Source organism: Pseudomonas sp. HLS-6 TE3448, from assembly GCF_053629555.1.
On record NZ_JBRJIO010000001.1, the window covers coordinates 3,612,199 to 3,627,953 of the forward strand.

General features: G+C 59.7%; 12 protein-coding genes and 1 pseudogene. 5 read left to right on the forward strand and 8 right to left on the reverse strand.

What is annotated here, in order from left to right:
• The first annotated feature begins 272 nt into the window (after positions 1–272).
• The gene (hppD, locus tag AB7M23_RS16700; protein WP_454241383.1) at positions 273–1,349 is read left to right on the forward strand and encodes a 4-hydroxyphenylpyruvate dioxygenase; all 1,077 of its coding nucleotides are present in this window, start codon (positions 273–275) and stop codon (positions 1,347–1,349) included.
• A gap of 84 nt (positions 1,350–1,433) precedes the next feature.
• Here hppD and AB7M23_RS16705 read toward each other — a convergent pair whose 3' ends face one another.
• Both AB7M23_RS16705 and AB7M23_RS16710 read right to left on the reverse strand, forming a co-directional pair.
• Positions 1,434–2,225: a CSS-motif domain-containing protein gene (locus AB7M23_RS16705; protein WP_454241384.1), complete on the reverse strand. Its 792-nt coding sequence runs from the start codon at positions 2,223–2,225 to the stop codon at positions 1,434–1,436.
• 168 nt (positions 2,226–2,393) lie between these two features.
• Positions 2,394–3,089, reverse strand: a complete 696-nt coding sequence (locus AB7M23_RS16710; RefSeq protein WP_099774530.1) for a type 1 glutamine amidotransferase domain-containing protein — start codon at positions 3,087–3,089, stop codon at positions 2,394–2,396.
• A 156-nt stretch (positions 3,090–3,245) separates the two neighbouring features.
• Here AB7M23_RS16710 and AB7M23_RS16715 point away from each other — a divergent pair, with 156 nt between their 5' ends.
• Positions 3,246–3,695, forward strand: coding sequence for a nucleoside deaminase (locus AB7M23_RS16715; RefSeq protein ID WP_454241385.1), 450 nt, complete (start codon positions 3,246–3,248; stop codon positions 3,693–3,695).
• A gap of 36 nt (positions 3,696–3,731) precedes the next feature.
• The gene (locus AB7M23_RS16720; RefSeq protein ID WP_454241386.1) at positions 3,732–4,982 is read left to right on the forward strand and encodes a two-component system sensor histidine kinase NtrB; all 1,251 of its coding nucleotides are present in this window, start codon (positions 3,732–3,734) and stop codon (positions 4,980–4,982) included.
• Between the two features lie 23 nt (positions 4,983–5,005).
• Here AB7M23_RS16720 and AB7M23_RS16725 read toward each other — a convergent pair whose 3' ends face one another.
• The 5 genes from AB7M23_RS16725 to AB7M23_RS16745 form a co-directional block, all read right to left on the reverse strand.
• Positions 5,006–6,058, reverse strand: coding sequence for a hypothetical protein (locus AB7M23_RS16725; protein WP_454241387.1), 1,053 nt, complete (start codon positions 6,056–6,058; stop codon positions 5,006–5,008).
• Between the two features lie 182 nt (positions 6,059–6,240).
• Positions 6,241–7,665: an efflux transporter outer membrane subunit gene (locus AB7M23_RS16730; RefSeq protein WP_454241388.1), complete on the reverse strand. Its 1,425-nt coding sequence runs from the start codon at positions 7,663–7,665 to the stop codon at positions 6,241–6,243.
• Positions 7,662–10,841: an efflux RND transporter permease subunit gene (locus AB7M23_RS16735; protein ID WP_330522711.1), complete on the reverse strand. Its 3,180-nt coding sequence runs from the start codon at positions 10,839–10,841 to the stop codon at positions 7,662–7,664. The genes AB7M23_RS16730 and AB7M23_RS16735 overlap by 4 nt, the downstream gene beginning before the upstream one ends.
• A gap of 12 nt (positions 10,842–10,853) precedes the next feature.
• Positions 10,854–12,095, reverse strand: a complete 1,242-nt coding sequence (gene mexE, locus AB7M23_RS16740; RefSeq protein ID WP_454241389.1) for a multidrug efflux RND transporter periplasmic adaptor subunit MexE — start codon at positions 12,093–12,095, stop codon at positions 10,854–10,856.
• 169 nt (positions 12,096–12,264) lie between these two features.
• Entirely contained in the window at positions 12,265–12,999 is a 735-nt protein-coding gene (locus AB7M23_RS16745; protein WP_454241390.1) for an SDR family oxidoreductase, read from the reverse strand.
• Positions 13,000–13,122: 123 nt separating this feature from the next.
• On the opposite strand from AB7M23_RS16745, the gene AB7M23_RS16750 reads away from it, so the two are divergent.
• Positions 13,123–13,938, forward strand: a complete 816-nt coding sequence (locus AB7M23_RS16750; protein ID WP_454241391.1) for a LysR family transcriptional regulator — start codon at positions 13,123–13,125, stop codon at positions 13,936–13,938.
• 140 nt (positions 13,939–14,078) lie between these two features.
• On the opposite strand, the pseudogene AB7M23_RS16755 reads toward AB7M23_RS16750, so the two are convergent.
• Positions 14,079–14,622, reverse strand: a pseudogene (locus AB7M23_RS16755) (hypothetical protein); the annotation flags it as partial.
• 61 nt (positions 14,623–14,683) lie between these two features.
• Between AB7M23_RS16755 and feaR the strand changes: the two are divergent.
• Positions 14,684–15,616: a transcriptional regulator FeaR gene (feaR, locus tag AB7M23_RS16760; protein WP_454241392.1), complete on the forward strand. Its 933-nt coding sequence runs from the start codon at positions 14,684–14,686 to the stop codon at positions 15,614–15,616.
• The last annotated feature ends 139 nt before the right edge of the window (positions 15,617–15,755 follow it).

Consider the following 15,755-nt stretch of genomic DNA (forward strand, 5'->3'; position numbering starts at 1 on the left):
CCCCCATGGCCGTGCAAGCAGTGGCGTGAACTAAAGTGCGGACAAATGTTTTTACGCCATGTAGAATCAGGTTACGCATACAATAATAAGGTTCTCCGCCTCCGGGGAATCAAACCCGCCGAGAATGGGTCCATATGAAGTGTCATGGGTTCAAACTGATCTTTGGTGACTACCTCGCACGCAGTGTGAGGGGCATCTCCTGCGCGCCACCCCGTCTGCTCGACATCGATAGCAATTGAACCTGTTTTTACCGTATTGATGAGGACACGAGCATGGCTGATATCTTTGACAACCCGATGGGCCTGATGGGCTTCGAATTCATCGAGTTTGCTGCACCGACCCCCGGGGTTCTGGAGCCGATCTTTCAGATCATGGGCTTCACCAAAGTGGCGACCCACCGCTCCAAGGACGTCCATCTGTACCGCCAGGGCGGTATCAACCTGATCCTCAACAACGAACCCAAGAGCATTGCCTCGTACTTTGCTGCCGAGCACGGTCCGTCGGTGTGCGGTATGGCGTTTCGCGTGCGTAATGCCCACGAGTCGTATGCCCGTGCACTGGAACTGGGTGCGCAGCCGGTGGAAATCGAAACCGGGCCAATGGAGCTGCGCTTGCCAGCGATCAAGGGGATTGGCGGCGCGCCACTCTACCTGATCGACCGCTTCGAGGAAGGTAGTTCGATCTACGACATCGACTTCAACTTCATTGAGGGTGTCGACCGTCACCCGGAGGGTGCGGGCCTCAAGATCATCGATCACCTGACGCACAACGTCTATCGCGGTCGTATGGCCTATTGGGCGGCGTTCTACGAGAAGCTGTTCAACTTCCGCGAGATCCGCTACTTCGATATCAAGGGCGAGTACACCGGCCTGACCTCCAAGGCCATGACCGCACCGGATGGCATGATCCGCATTCCGTTGAACGAAGAATCGTCCAAAGGTGCCGGGCAGATCGAAGAGTTCCTGATGCAGTTCAACGGTGAAGGCATTCAGCATGTGGCCTTCCTCACCGATGATCTGCTCAAGAGCTGGGATGCGCTGAAGAAACTGGGCATGCGCTTCATGACCGCCCCGCCGGAGACCTACTACGAAATGCTGGAAGGCCGCTTGCCTGGCCATGGCGAGCCGGTAGAAGAGCTGAAGGCGCGGGGCATTCTGCTCGACGGCTCCTCGCAGCCTGACGACAAACGCCTGCTGTTGCAGATTTTCTCGGAGACGCTGATGGGGCCGGTGTTCTTCGAATTCATTCAGCGCAAGGGTGACGACGGTTTCGGTGAAGGTAACTTCAAGGCACTGTTCGAGTCGATTGAACGTGATCAGGTACGCCGTGGTGTATTGGCTACCGACTGATTACCGATAGCGTGATACACAAGAGGCCAGCGTTCGTACGCTGGCCTCTTTGTTTTTCAGGTGATGACGCCTGCTCGTGCTGCCCTAAAGCTTGCGGTTGCGTCGGGAAAACAGGCTCCAGTACACAAAGGCGGAGGTAATGATGCCGACCAGTAGTAGCGAGGGCGCACTGGCAAGCATGTTGCTGCGCACTTCCTGCCAGGTGCTACCGTCCGCAAAGCCGCTGTGTACGATAAAGCCGTGTTTGTGGGACACGACGTGAAGGTACTGTTCGTTGATGTTGGTGTGGCTTAAATCTTCGACAATGTCCGTCGCTGACAAGTATTCCGTACCGAATTGAACGACCACGGTCGCGGGCTCCTTGATGGCACTGATCATTTGCTGCAAAAGCAAGCCGTTGGTCAGCGCCAGTACTCCGAACGGGTATTCCTGAAGGCGGTAGTACAGAACAGGGGAGTCGGGTGTTACCTGGTTACCGGCGGCCAGCAACAGTTTCTGGTTATGGAAAGTGCCTGGGTCGACGATGATTTCGCTCTCTCCATGTTGAGTGCTGCAGTAGGCGCGGTTTTCTCTCAGCAGCACCAATGAGCGCAGATTCGGCTCGGAGACGACTTCCACGCGCAGTTTTGGCATTGCTTTATCACAGGCCAGCTCTGCAAGACTGAGCACTTTACTGCTGGTAGTGTGCAGCGTTTCGATAACGGTCTCGATTCGATCAAGCGCTTCATGAGCGGCTTTTTCAGCCGCCTCCAAATGCTTTCGGTCTACTTGCAGGGCAATGATCAGCAGGCCGCTGGCCACAGGGGTCAAACCGATCAACATGATCGTCAGGAATTCGAGCAGGACACGGCCTGCGCGTTTTTTATGGATAGCCACGGTTCACCTCTGGACGCTGAGTGAAAGCCAGGGCTCGTATGCCCCGCAGAGGGGCGTTGCGAGCTTTTCGACTGTGTCGTCAGCATAAAGGGTGTTGTGGGGCGCTCCTGTAGTCCCTGAAAACGATCCGCCGTGGTATCGGTCAACAGCGAAGGTCAGGCGTATCGGTCAGGCACGCGGCAGTGTTGCCAGTACCCGCTGCGCTACTGCCGCAGCAGATGCCGGATTTTGCCCGGTAATCAGCCTGCCGTCCTTTGAGTCAACGGCGACAAAGGACGCCCAGGGCTCTTCAGCTTTCTGATAAAGCCCGCCGCGTGCGATCAACTCGGTTTCCGTTAAAAACGGAACGGTTTTGTCCAACTCTGCCAGTTGTTCTTCAATATTGGAGAAACCCGTGACCTCACGGTCCTTGACCAACAAGGTGTGATCGCTGAGCTTGATGTTCAGCAAGCCAACGGCGCCATGGCACACGGCCGAAACAATACCGCCGTTGTCAAAAATCGTTCCAGCAATGCCTTGCAATGCCGTGTTTTCCGGGAAGTCCCATATCACGCCATGACCACCGGTGTAATAGATGGCATTGTAGTCCTGCACCTTGACCTGCTTTGGGTTCAGGGTCGTGCCCAGCCTGTTCATGAAGGCCTTGTCTTCATACCAGGCCCAATCGATATCGGCAGCCATGCTCAGGCTATGTGGGTCGATGGGGACATAGCCACCCGCAGGGCTGACATAGTCAACTACCAGGCCCGCCTGTTGAACCGTATCGACAAAATGCACCGCTTCGCCCAGCCACAACCCTGTGGCGCGTTTGAGTGAGGGGTATTTGGCAGTATTGGTCAACACCACCAGGATTTTCTTGCTCATTACGGTCCTCCTTAGACGATCGGTGTTTTGGCGTACACCGGCAGCTCAATCTCGGACTTTTGAGCATAGCTGTCGGCTTGAAAGGTGCCATGACGACTGTTGTGTTGATGGCCTTGTGCTAGTGTTCATTTATCCAAATGCCATTGAGTCAGCCTTATGAGCACTAACCACTCGTCATTCATGCAGGCGGCTATCGATGAGGCCCGCGCCGGTCTCGCCGAGGGCGGCATTCCGATTGGCTCGGTGATCGTCTATCAGGGCCGTATTATCGGGCGCGGCCACAATCGTCGTGTGCAGTCGGGCAGTGCAATCCTGCATGGCGAAATGGACGCCTTCGAGAATGCCGGTCGCCAGCCTGCCAGCGTTTATGGGCAAGCCACCCTTTACACCACATTGTCACCCTGCTCGATGTGTAGTGGGGCGATTCTGCTCTACGGTATCAAGGAGGTGATCATCGGTGAGAACAGTACGTTCATGGGGGAGGAGGCCCTGCTCAAGTCGCGGGGCGTGCATTTGCAAGTGTTGCAGGATCCCGACTGCATCAAGCTGATGAACGATTTTATCGCCGATAATCCGAAGTTGTGGAACGAAGATATCGGTCTATAAGTTTCAGTTGCAGCATTTCAGGACATGGAGTCGACAATGCGCATGAAGCACCTTGCTTCGCCGCTCATGCCACCGAGCGAAATGGGTGAAAAAGTCAGGCAGTTCCCTTGGGAAGACACGCCGCTGGGGCCTATCCTGAGCTGGCCCGCGACCTTGCGCATTGCGGTGGACATGCTGCTGGTGTCAAAGGTGCCGACGTGCCTGGTATGGGGCGCGCAACTTTCCACGATCTACAACGACGCCTTCAACGAGATGCTGGGCAAGCGCCAGGTATTGGGCTGCAGTTTTGATGACGTGCTGGGTGAGAGTTGGGAGAAGGTCGGCCCGATCCTGTTCAAGGCGCTTTCGGGTGAAGCGACGCTGATCGAAAACCTTCCGTTGATCATCAACCGTAATGGGGCGTCAGAACCCAGTTACTTCACCTTCAGTTGCACGCCTGTACGGGATGAGAGTGGCGCCATTGTCGGGGTGCTCGACAAGGTGATCGAAACCACGGCCCATGTTCAGTCCGAGCAGCAATGGCGCATGCTGGCGTTTGCCCATGAACAGCAAGTGCGGGCGCGCACCGCCGACCTTGAGCATCTCTGGCAGTTGTCAGGTGGCATGGCGCAGGATGTGAAAAACCTGCTGGGTGGTATTTGCTCCAGCCTGGCATTACTCGAACAACGTTTGGCGCAGGGGCACCTGGAGCGTCTGGACACCTGTATTGAAAGCGCCAGGGTGGCGGCAAACCAGGCCGTTGCACTGGCAGATCGGTTACTTGCCTTTTCTTGTTTCCAGGCGCTTGCCCCTCAACCTGTCAATGTCACTCAACTGATTGATGGCATGGCAGCGGTGTTAAGCCAATCCCTCGGCTCGCAGATCACCCTGCAGATGCACCTGGAGCTGTTGCCCTGGACGGTGCTGGTGGATGTCGAGCAACTGCAGCGCGCGTTGCAGAGCCTCTGCTTGAATGCCTGTGATGCCTTGCCGAACGGCGGCAGGGTGATCGTCAGCACCGGCAATGTGCGCTATGACGCGTGCGAGCAGGGCCATGACGGCCTGCTGCCTGGCGATTACACCTACGTGCAGGTAGAGGATAACGGTTGTGGCATGGGGCCTGAGGCTGTGGTGCGAGCCTTCGAGCCATTTTTTACGGGCAAGCCTGCAGGGCAGGGGCATGGACTGGGGTTGACGATGATCTACGGTTTTGTCCGGCAGTCGGGGGGACGAGCCTTGATCGAGTCCGAACCAGGCAAGGGCACTCGGGTAAGACTGCTGTTGCCTCGGCACTTGACTCAGGATTGAGCGTTGCGCAATCGCCGCAGCGCTCAGAGGCCTTGTTGTACCAATGGATCGTCTGGGTTCTGCTGTTCCAGTTGGGCCAACAGAATCTGTACATTCTGCAACTGGCCTGTTTCCTTCCAGTAGTTGATCAGCAAGACCCTGGCCTTGCGGTTGGCCGGCTGTCGGGCAAGGATGGTTTCCAGCTGTTTCTGTGCTGCATCGGTCTGGTCGAGGTCGTGCAGGCTGGTGGCCAGGGTATAGCGGTAATCGTTGTTGGCCGGTTCAAGCTCAAGGGCTCGGGCAAACGCCAGCAGTGCATATTCGTCCTGATGATGACGCAGCAGCCAGAGGCCCAGCTCATGTTGCAGGAAGGCAGACTCGGGGTGGCGTTGCAGGGCCTTGGCCAGCACCTCGCGAGAAGCGTCAGTATGGCCTTGGCGCTCAAGCAGGCGCACCTGGGTTGCCAGTGCCTGCAAGTCATCGGGCGCCAGGCTCAATGCGCGTTGCAGTGCGATGCCTGCCTGGTCGAAGCGTTGTTCGTGGATGTACAGCCGTGCCAGATGCACTTGAGCGGAGGGGTCGTCGACACTTTGCAGTACGTGTTGATACTGTTCCAGTACATCCTGCAACGGGCCAAAGTACAGGCCGATTTCATCAGGGCTGAGCCCCAGCAGGGCGTCGGCAGCGGCAAAACGTACGCTTTGATCCTTTTCATCGAGCAACGGCCCCAGCAACAGGCTGCGCTGCGCTGCCGGAACCAAGGCGGCAATGCTGGTGATTGCGGCGCGGCGTACCTGCGGGTCTTCATGCTGCAGGTCTTTGCTGGCCAGCTTCAACGCCAAGGGAGAAGGGTAGTTTGGCAATTCGGCATGCAAGCTGGCTCGGCGGATGGGCGACAAGTCGTTGCGGGCCAGTTGCTGGTAGAGCACGCGTGCGGCGCCTGGAAGGCCGTCATGGGCCTGGGCCAAGGCGTTAGCGTAGCTGTTTGTGAGCGCTGGGGAAGGCTCAGGGCTGTCGTCGCGCCAAAAGTAATTGCCCAGCCCGAGAACAATGAGCAGGGCCAGACTGATCAGCGTGTAAGTTTGACGCTTGGGCATGCTGAATCCGCGTGTACGGCTGGAGCCAAAAGGGCAGCTTGTGGCAGTGCGCTGTTGGAGTCAAATCGGTTGTCGGCGTGACGCCTGGGTGGCGGCCAATTCAAAGCCGGATAAAAAAGCCCCGCAAGCCAGGAGCTGCGGGGCAAAGGGTTGGTTTGCAACCAACCAAAGGAGCCGTTGCGTCAGTGCGCCGAGGCGACGGTTTCGGCTTGCCAGCCTCCACCCAGTGCCTTGTAGATGGCGACGACACCGCTATAGAGTTCAACTTCCGCTTGGGCCTGGGCATCTTCGGCGCTGAGCCGTTCACGCTCGGCATCCAGTAGCACCAGGTAGTCCACCGTGCCTTCGCGGTAGCGAATGGATGCCAGCTCGGCCGCCTTGCGACTGGCCTCACTTTGGCGTAGCAGGGCAAGCAGGCGCTGCTGGCGCTTGCTGTAGTCGCTGAAGGCATTTTCCGACTCTTCCAGGGCGAGCAACACCTGCTGCTCGTAGCTGGCCAAGGCGCCTTCGGCTTCAGCATTGGCCCCGCGCAAGCGGGCTTTGACGCTGCCCAGGTCGAAGGCTGCCCAGGTAATGCTCGGGCCCAAGGCCCATGCCTGTGCCGCCGAGGAGCCCAGTTGGGAGCCGCGTGCGGCCGTGAAACCGAGAAAACCGCTCAGGCTGACCCGTGGGAACAGGTCTGCGGTTGCCACCCCGACATTCGCGGTCGCCGCCGCCAACTGGCGTTCGGCACTGCGTACGTCCGGGCGGCGCTTGAGCAGCTCGGCAGGATCACCGATCGGCAGCGCCTTGGCGATGGCGGGCAGTTGCGCCGGGGACAGGTCGACGCTCAAGGTGTCCGGACGCTGACCCAGCAGGGTGGCGATACGGTTACGTGCCCGTACCTGTTCTGCCTGCAATTGCGGCACCGTAGCTTCTACTGCGGCCAGACGCGCATCGGCACGCACCACATCCAGCTCATTGCCGACGCCGGCCTCGTTCAGGGTCTGCGTAATGGCCCTGGAGTCCTGCTGGGTTTTCAGGTTGGCCACGGCGATCTTTTCACGCAGCTGGGCGCCGCGCAGTTGGCCGTAGGCATCGACCAGCTCGGCGATCAGGCTGACCTGTAGCTGCTGCAAGTCGGCTTCGGCAGCGTCCTGTTGCGCCTCACTGGCTTCCAGTTGCCGCTGGATGCGGCCAAACAGATCGAGCTCCCAGGCCATATCCAGGCCCAGGTCATAGCGCTCGCTGTTGACCCGATGGTCGCTCTGGCCTGGAATCTGGCCTTTACCCAGATCACTGCTGGCGCGGCTGGTCACGGTTGGCAGGGCATCGTTGCTGACGTCATCGCGGATCGCCCGCGCGGACTTCAGACGGGCGAACGCCACGCGCAGCTCACGGTTATCGGCCAGCGACTGAGCCACCAACTGGTTCAGCACCGGGTCATCGAACTGGCGCCACCAGGCTGCCTCAAAACGGTTGCGGTCGAAGGCTTTGGGCGCCCCCGGCTGGTCCGCTGCACTAAGGTGTGCCGCTGCGGTATCGGGTGCGCGGTAGTCTGGCCCGACCGCACAGGCGGCAAGGGCCAGCACCAGCAGGCTGGGCATCAACAGTTTAACGTGGCTCATGCGTGCTGCTCCCGCTGTGCAACCCGGGCCGCCTTGCGGGCCTGGCTGCGTTCGACATAACGACGGATCAAGACAAAGAACACCGGGGTCAGCAACAGGCCGAAGAACGTTACCCCGATCATCCCGGAGAACACCGCGACACCCATGGCATGACGCATTTCAGCACCGGCACCGGAAGAGAACACCAGTGGCACGACACCCATGATGAAGGCGATCGAGGTCATCAGGATGGGCCGCAGACGCAGGCGGCAGGCTTCCAGTACCGCTGCCAGCGGGTCTAGGCCTTCTGCCTGTTTGTCCTTGGCGAACTCGACGATCAGAATCGCGTTCTTGCAGGCCAGGCCCACCAACACGATCAGGCCGATCTGGGTGAAGATGTTGTTGTCGCCACCGGACAGGATCACCCCGGTAATGGCCGACAGCAGCGTCATGGGCACGATCAGGATCACGGCCAGTGGCAAGCTCCAGCTTTCGTACTGGGCTGCCAGCACCAGAAAGGCCAGCAGCACACAGAGCGGGAACACGAACAGCGCGGTGTTGCCGGCAAGGATCTGCTGGTAGGTCAGTTCGGTCCATTCGAAGGTCATGCCGTTGGGCAGTTCTTCCTTGAGCAGCTTCTCCATGGCTTTCTCGGCTTGCCCGGAGCTGTAGCCTGGTGCTGCGGCACCGTTGATTTCGGCCGTGATAAAGCCGTTGTAGTGCATCACCCGGTCGGGGCCGGCGGTGTCGCTGACCTTGATGAAGGTTGCCAGCGGGATCATCTCGCCTTGGTTGTTGCGCACCTTCAACTGGCCGATCTGCTCGGCATCAAGGCGGAACTGCTGTTCAGCCTGGACGTTAACCTGATAGGTGCGGCCAAAACGGTTGAAGTCGTTGGTGTACAGCGAACCCAGGTAAATCTGCAGGGTGTCGAAGATGTCGTTGATCGCCACGCCATGGGTCTTGGCTTTTTCGCGGTCGATAGCGGCATCGACCTGTGGCACGTTGACCTGGTAGCTGGTGAACAGCCCCGCCAGCTCCGGCACGCCACGGCTCTTGGCGATAATGTTCTGGGTTTCCTTGTACAGCGCTTCATACCCCAGGTTGCCACGGTCCTCGATCTGCAGGCGGAAGCCGCCGATGGTACCCAGGCCCTGTACTGGCGGTGGGGGGAAGATCGCGATGTAGGCGTCCTGGATGTCCGCGAACTGGGCATTCAATGCGGCAGCGATGGCGCCGGCCGACTGGCTGGGGTCCTTGCGCTCATCGAAGGGCTTGAGCGGAGTGAACACGATGCCGCTGTTCGGGCTGTTGGTGAAGCCGTTGATCGACAGGCCCGGGAAGGCGACCGAATCGGCAACGCCAGGCTGCTTGAGGGCAATCTCGCTCATCTTCTTGATCACCGCTTCCGTACGGTCAAGGCTGGCCGCATCGGGCAACTGGGCGAAGGCCACCAGGTACTGCTTGTCCTGAGCCGGGACGAAACCAGTCGGCGTCGAGGTAAAGCCCAGCCAGGTCATGACCATCAGCCCGCCGTAGACGAACAGGGCAATGCCGCTGCTGCGGATAACCCGTCCCACGGTGCCCACGTAGCTGTGGCTGGCGCGTTCGAAGAAACGGTTGAACGGGGCGAACAACCAGCCGCCCAACAGGCGCTCAAGGGCCTTGGAGAAACGGTCCTTGGGTGCATGGTGGTCTTTGAGCAGCACCGCTGCCAAGGCTGGCGACAGGGTCAGCGAGTTGAAGGCCGAGATCACGGTGGAAATGGCGATGGTCAGGGCAAACTGCTTGTAGAACTGCCCGGTGAGGCCGGAAATGAACGCCGCCGGTACGAACACCGCGCACAGCACCAGTGCCGTGGCGATGATGGGGCCGGTCACTTCGCCCATGGCGCGCTTGGTGGCTTCCAGCGGGGTGAGGCCAAGGCCAATGTTGCGTTCGACGTTCTCCACCACGACGATGGCGTCGTCCACCACGATCCCGATGGCCAGCACCAGGCCGAACAGCGACAGCGCGTTGAGCGAGAAGCCGAACAGGTGCATGACCGCAAAGGTACCGATCAGCGAAACCGGCACTGCCACCAGCGGAATGATCGAGGCGCGCCAGGTCTGCAGGAACAGGATGACTACCAGTACCACCAGGATCAGCGCTTCAAACAAGGTATGGACGACCGCTTCGATGGAGCCACGGACGAACACGGTCGGGTCATAGACGATGCTGTAGTCCATGCCTTCAGGGAAGTTCTGCTTCAGCTCGTTCATCTTGGCCCGCACTTCATCGGAGATCTCGATGGCGTTCGAACCTGGACGCTGGAAGATCGGGATGGCGACGGCGGGTTGGTTGTTCAACAGCGAGCGTAGCGCGTACTGGCTTGAACCGAGCTCGACCCGGGCGATGTCTTTCAGGCGAGTGATTTCGCCGTCGGCACCGGAACGGATGATGATGTTCTCGAACTCTTCTTCGCTGACCAGACGGCCTTGGGTGTTGACCGATAGCTGGAAGCTGGTGGTGCCCGGTGCGGGTGGCGCACCCAGTTGCCCTGCGGCAACCTGGCGGTTTTGTTCACGGATTGCGGCCACCACATCGCTGGCGGTCAGGTTGCGCGATGCGGTCTTGTTCGGGTCGAGCCAGACCCGTAGCGAATAGTCGCCCATACCGAACAACTGTACGTCGCCGACACCGCCCAGGCGCGCCAGCTCGTCCTTGATGTTGAGGATCGCGTAGTTGGACAGGTAGAGCATGTCGTAGCGGTTATCCGGCGAGGTCAAGTGCACGACCATAGTCAGGTCGGGCGAGGCCTTGTCGACGGTGATGCCGATTCGCGTCACTTCTTCGGGCAGTTTCGGCTGGGTTCGGGTCACGCGGTTCTGCACCTGCACTTGCGCGTTGTCCAGGTCGGTGCCCAGGGCGAAAGTGATGGTCAGCGTCAGCTTGCCGTCGGCAGTGGACTGCGAGGACATGTACAGCATGTTCTCCACGCCGGTGATGGCCTGCTCCAACGGTGCGGCGACGGTTTCACCAATGACCTTGGGGTTGGCGCCCGGGAAGTTGGCGCGCACTACCACCGTCGGTGGTACCACTTCCGGGTACTCGCTGATCGGCAGTTGGAACAGCGAAATGCTGCCAGCGATCAAGATCAGCAGTGACAGCACTGCGGCGAAGATCGGCCGAGTGATAAAAAACTTGGAAAAATTCATCGGTGGTGTCCCTTAACCGCGTGGTGCCTGGTTACTGGCGAGCTTGACCGTGGTGTTGCCCATCGGTTTGCCCTGGGTGCTGGCTTCAAGTGCCTGACGTTGCCGGGCGAGGGCGGCCAAGGTCGCTTCGCTGGCCATCGGTGTGTCCTGCGGGGTGACTGGCGAGCCAGGGCGAACCCGCTGCAGGCCCTTGACCACGATGCGCTCGTCCTTGTTCAGGCCGCTACGAACGATGCGCAGGCCTTCCAGCTTCGGTCCCAGTTCGACCGCGCGATAATCGGCCTTGTTGTCCTTGTCCATCACCAGTACGAACTTCTTGCCCAGGTCGGTACCGACGGCTTCGTCGTTGATCAATACCGCAGAGTAAGTGGCACTGCCGACCAGCTTCAGGCGTGCATACAGCCCAGGGGTGAATTGCCCGTCGCGGTTGTCGAACACGGCTCGGCCACGGATGGTGCCGGTCTTGGGGTTGACCTGGTTGTCGACGAAGTTCATCTGCCCCAGGTGTGGGTTGCCCTGTTCGTTGGACAGGCCGAGGTACACCGGGGTGCTCTGGCCACGCTGACCATCGCGGGCCAATTGGCTGTACTTGAGGTAGACCCGCTCGTCGGCATCGAAGTAGGCATACACCTTGTCGGTGGAGACCACACTGGTCAGCGGCGTGACATCGGCGCTGACAATGTTGCCTGCGGTGTACTGGGCGCGGCTGACGCGACCGCTGATGGGCGCGGTGACGCGGGTGAAGCTCAGGTTCAGCCGGGCCAGGTCCAGTTGTGCCTGAATCGCCGCGACGCCGGCGCGCGCTTCGGCAGCGGCGCTGGTGCGCGACTCGGCCAGCTCGGCGGAAATCGCATTGCTGCTGCGCAGGCGCTCGCCACGTTCGGCTTCGTTGGCGCTGCGGGTGGCGGTGGCACGGGCTTGCTGCAGTTGTGCCTCAAGGCGGCGGACTTCGGCCTGGAACGGGCGCGGGTCGATCTGGAACAGCAGGTCGCCTTTCTTCACCTGAGCGCCTTCGGTAAAGGCCACCTGATCGATCTGCCCGGAGACACGAGGCCGAACCTCTACGGTTTCCGGCGCTTCCAGCCGGCCGGTGAACTCGTCCCATTCATTGACAGGCTGCTCCAGCACCTTGGCCACACTGACCGTGGGCGCGCTGGGTGTCTGTACGGCTTCAGGGGTACGGCCGCAGGCACTCATGACCAGAAGTGCCAGGGCGGCGAGGGGATAACGCAAGGGTTTGAGTGACTGCTCCATGGAGAGAATCCGCCAATTATTGAAAGTGGGCGAATTCTGCGTGCTAGAGCGGTCGACAACGAATCGAACGAGGCGAAGGTAACTATCACTGGGAATGATGGATGGTGTTGGATCTCTATCATCAGTATCAGCGATAGGCATCGCCTGGCCCGTCCAGGGCCATTGGGCATCAGGCCTGCTGGCGAGTCGCTGCCAGAACGATCTCGCGGATGCACACGCCTTGGGGCTGGCCATAGGCGTAGTCGATGGCATTGGCGACGTCGTCGGCCGAGAGCACCACGCCACCCATGTCCTGTTTCCAGGCGTGGTAACCGGTCTTTATGGTTTCGTCGGTGGTGTGGCTGAGCAGTTCTGTTTCTACCGCGCCTGGCTCAATGGTGATGACCCGGACGTTGTGGGGGGCCAGCTCTTCACGCAGGTTTTCCGAAAGACCTGTGACGGCGAACTTGGTGCCGACGTAGGCCACGTGGTTGGAGAAGGTTTTGCGCCCGGCGACAGAGCTGACGTTGATGATGGTGCCGTGTTTACGCTCTACCATGCCGCGGGCTACCGCGAGGATGCCGTTGAGCAGGCCGCGTACGTTGATGTCCAGCATCTGGTCCCATTCCGATGGGTCCTGTCGGGTGATATCGCCCAGCAGCATGACTCCGGCATTGTTGATGATGGCATCCACCGGGCCGAACTGATGCTCGGCCTGGGCGACCGCGTCGAGCAACGCGGCGCGGTGGGTTACATCCACTGATACCGCCAGTGTGTCAGGCAGGTTCAGTGCCAGCATGGGCTCCAGGCGACGAGCCAGCAGTAACAGCGGGTGTCCGCGACGGGAGAGCAGTCGGGCGGTGGCTTGGCCAATACCGGAACTGGCGCCAGTGATGACAATGAGAGGCTTGCGGGTAGTCGTCATGAAAGGTGCTCCTGGAATCGGAATATTTGATGGCTCGAGGTGAGCAAAACTATAGGGTTCTCTTGAAAGCCTGAAAAATGGATTATTCTTCTTCCTGCCATCGGTTTTTGTTATGGGTTAGCAATGGACTACCGCCAGCTTCGCGCTTTTATCGCCGTTTTTGAGGCGCGCAACATCACGGTTGCTGCGCAGCGTATCCACCTCAGCCAGCCGGCACTTTCCGCGAGCATCAAGCTGTTGGAAGAAGCCTTGGGTACCCCATTGTTTGTGCGCCAGGCGCGTGGGGTGGAGGTCACCGAAGATGCTCGCGCGCTTTACCCGCAGGCCAGACGCATGGTGGCGGATGTCGACAGTCTGGCCCGACAATTTCGAGAAAAGCGTCACCGTGTGCTGCTGCAGGTCGGCGTGGAGCAGGACATTGCCCAGTGTTACGTTCAGGCGCTGATTCGCGGTGCGAGTCAAGTCGTTCCCGGCGTGTTACTGGGGCTGTTGGAGGGCTGTGAAGGGGATGCGCGGCTGGCGAGCGAGGAACTGCGCTGTGAAGACGAATTGTTCTTGCCGTTGTGGAGCGAGCCTTATGTACTGGCGCTGCCTATGGACTACAGCCTGGCAGAGGGTGAGTCGACCGTCGACCCTGCACCGGAGCAGGCAGCCTGGATCACATGCCCAGGCCATGCCAGTCACCAGCGCTTGCTGCCCTTGTATGGTGCGGGCGCCATCACGCCTGAAGCCCAGGCCGGCTCCTTCAGGCTGGCACTGGCCTTGGTCGCTGCCGGTCAGGGCATCGCGGTGGTACCCAAGTCCTTGGCCGACGAGCAGCCTGAAGTTCTCGTACGGTCATTGCCCATGCTTGATCTCAAGCGCCGCATTGGCCTGTGCTATTCGGCCCAGGCGCTGGACAACCCGGCGTTGGTGCAACTGCGTGATGCCATGCGTTGACCCCCGGCGTGAATCTGTAATTCGACCGTGCTGTCGACCTTGAGCTTGCAAAATCAAGGAGGAGGCAATCTTCGGCAGCGGCCAGCGGTGATGACGACGTACTGCTTGCCCGTCTTTGGCGATACGTAGGTCATCGGGCCACTTTGGCTGCCCATCGGCATGCCTACCGATTTCGGCTGGGTCAGCGAGTAAGGCTCGTTCGGGATGTTGGCCGCCTTGACCGGAACTTCTTCAACCTTGGTTAGCGGCTGGCCAGTGTTGCGGTCCAGCACATAGATCTGGCTGGCTTTGGTGCCGATCACAACGGCGGGGACTTTGCCGCCGTCAGCCTTGGTGAAATCGATCAGGCTTGGTTGCATCGGCAGGTCGAATGCCCAGCGCATATCAGGGGCGCCGAGGACAGCTGGTAATAGGCTTTAGGCACATTGCCCAGACCGACCTTCAGTTCAACCTGGCCATTTTTGCGAAGCCTTGGCAGTACTCGCCGGTGTCGGGGTCCAGTGCAATGAGGTTGTTGTGCGGGGTGCAGATGAATACCCTGTCGCCAACCTGCAACGGCGTCATTTGGTCTTCGGCGCCATTGCCATCACTGATGGCCATGGCGCCAATGTGGTAGGTCCAGGCTGGCGCCAGCTTCGAAACGTTGTCACGGTTGATCTGGTCCAGCACTACGAAGCGACCACCCCAGACCTTGCCCTCCAGCAATTTAGATAATATGTTAATAAAAATAAATCCTGGAGGCGCCATGTTCCTGTCATCAAGCGAGCAGATCGGATTCGAACGCTGGTGCCAGTCCCTACGCAGCATCTGCGGCAATTTCAGCACGCTGCCTTCTAGCCTTACCCGGCATTTCATCGGCGAAATCCACAGCCAGGCGATTGGGGCGCTGGATACGGCGCATATCCGTACTAATGCCCGTTTGATCAGTCGTGAGCGTATCGGTATCGACAGTGATGACAGTCACTGCTTCCTCATCTATCAGCGCAGCGGCCGCCAGCGGATCCGTCAGGCCGGGGTGGAGGTGGAGTTGGGGCCGGAGGACATTGCACTGGTGGACTCGGCGAGGCTGTTCGAAATCGAGCCGCTGGGGTTGGTGGAGAACGTCTCGGTGCATCTGCCCCGGGACATCGTCACCTGCAAGTTCAAGGGCGATAACCTGTTCGGCAAACTGTCACGCAATAACGTTTCCAGTCGCATGGTGCGTTCGCTGGTGCAGTCGATCGGCATGCTTGGCGACGGTGCCGCCAATGGTGACGATGGACAGGCGATCCAGAGTGCGCTGGTCAGCCTGGTGCTGCCGGCGATGTCCGGCCAGGCGCAAGGGCAGGAGCATCCGCTGGAAAGCAGTAATCTGTATTTGACTGCGCTGCGCCTGGTGGATGAGTCTTTACATGATGTCGATCTGGGCCCGGCCTATCTCGCCGATCAGTTGCACACGTCTGTGCGCAGCCTTTATCGCCTGTTTGAAGAGCACGGTGAAAGCGTGTCGCGCTACATACTCCGAACCCGCCTGAGTAAAGTGGCCCATGACCTGTGCAGCCCGCCATTGCGCAGTCAGTCAATCACCCAGATTGCCTTCAAGTGGGGCTTTGTCGATGTTGCCCATTTCAGCCGGGCGTTCAAGCGTCAGTTCGAAGTCTCGCCCCGTGATTACCGGGCGCATGCGTTCCAGAAGTAAGCCCAGTCGGTACTGGCAGAAAATGCCAACTGAATTGGCGGCCACAGTCAAGCGCAGCCCTCCCGCAAAACTTCTAATACCTCTACGTAGCGCAAGCCCTGCTATTGCGTGACCCGCGGGGGCGGTCTGCCCTGTGGAT

Coding starts and splice junctions, on each gene's coding strand:
- hppD (WP_454241383.1), top strand. CDS start 273: ATGGCTGATATCTTTGACAACCCGATGGGCCTGATGGGCTTCGAATTC.
- AB7M23_RS16710 (WP_099774530.1), bottom strand. CDS start 3,089: ATGAGCAAGAAAATCCTGGTGGTGTTGACCAATACTGCCAAATACCCC.
- AB7M23_RS16715 (WP_454241385.1), top strand. CDS start 3,246: ATGAGCACTAACCACTCGTCATTCATGCAGGCGGCTATCGATGAGGCC.
- AB7M23_RS16720 (WP_454241386.1), top strand. CDS start 3,732: ATGCGCATGAAGCACCTTGCTTCGCCGCTCATGCCACCGAGCGAAATG.
- AB7M23_RS16725 (WP_454241387.1), bottom strand. CDS start 6,058: ATGCCCAAGCGTCAAACTTACACGCTGATCAGTCTGGCCCTGCTCATT.
- AB7M23_RS16730 (WP_454241388.1), bottom strand. CDS start 7,665: ATGAGCCACGTTAAACTGTTGATGCCCAGCCTGCTGGTGCTGGCCCTT.
- AB7M23_RS16735 (WP_330522711.1), bottom strand. CDS start 10,841: ATGAATTTTTCCAAGTTTTTTATCACTCGGCCGATCTTCGCCGCAGTG.
- mexE (WP_454241389.1), bottom strand. CDS start 12,095: ATGGAGCAGTCACTCAAACCCTTGCGTTATCCCCTCGCCGCCCTGGCA.
- AB7M23_RS16745 (WP_454241390.1), bottom strand. CDS start 12,999: ATGACGACTACCCGCAAGCCTCTCATTGTCATCACTGGCGCCAGTTCC.
- AB7M23_RS16750 (WP_454241391.1), top strand. CDS start 13,123: ATGGACTACCGCCAGCTTCGCGCTTTTATCGCCGTTTTTGAGGCGCGC.
- feaR (WP_454241392.1), top strand. CDS start 14,684: ATGTTCCTGTCATCAAGCGAGCAGATCGGATTCGAACGCTGGTGCCAG.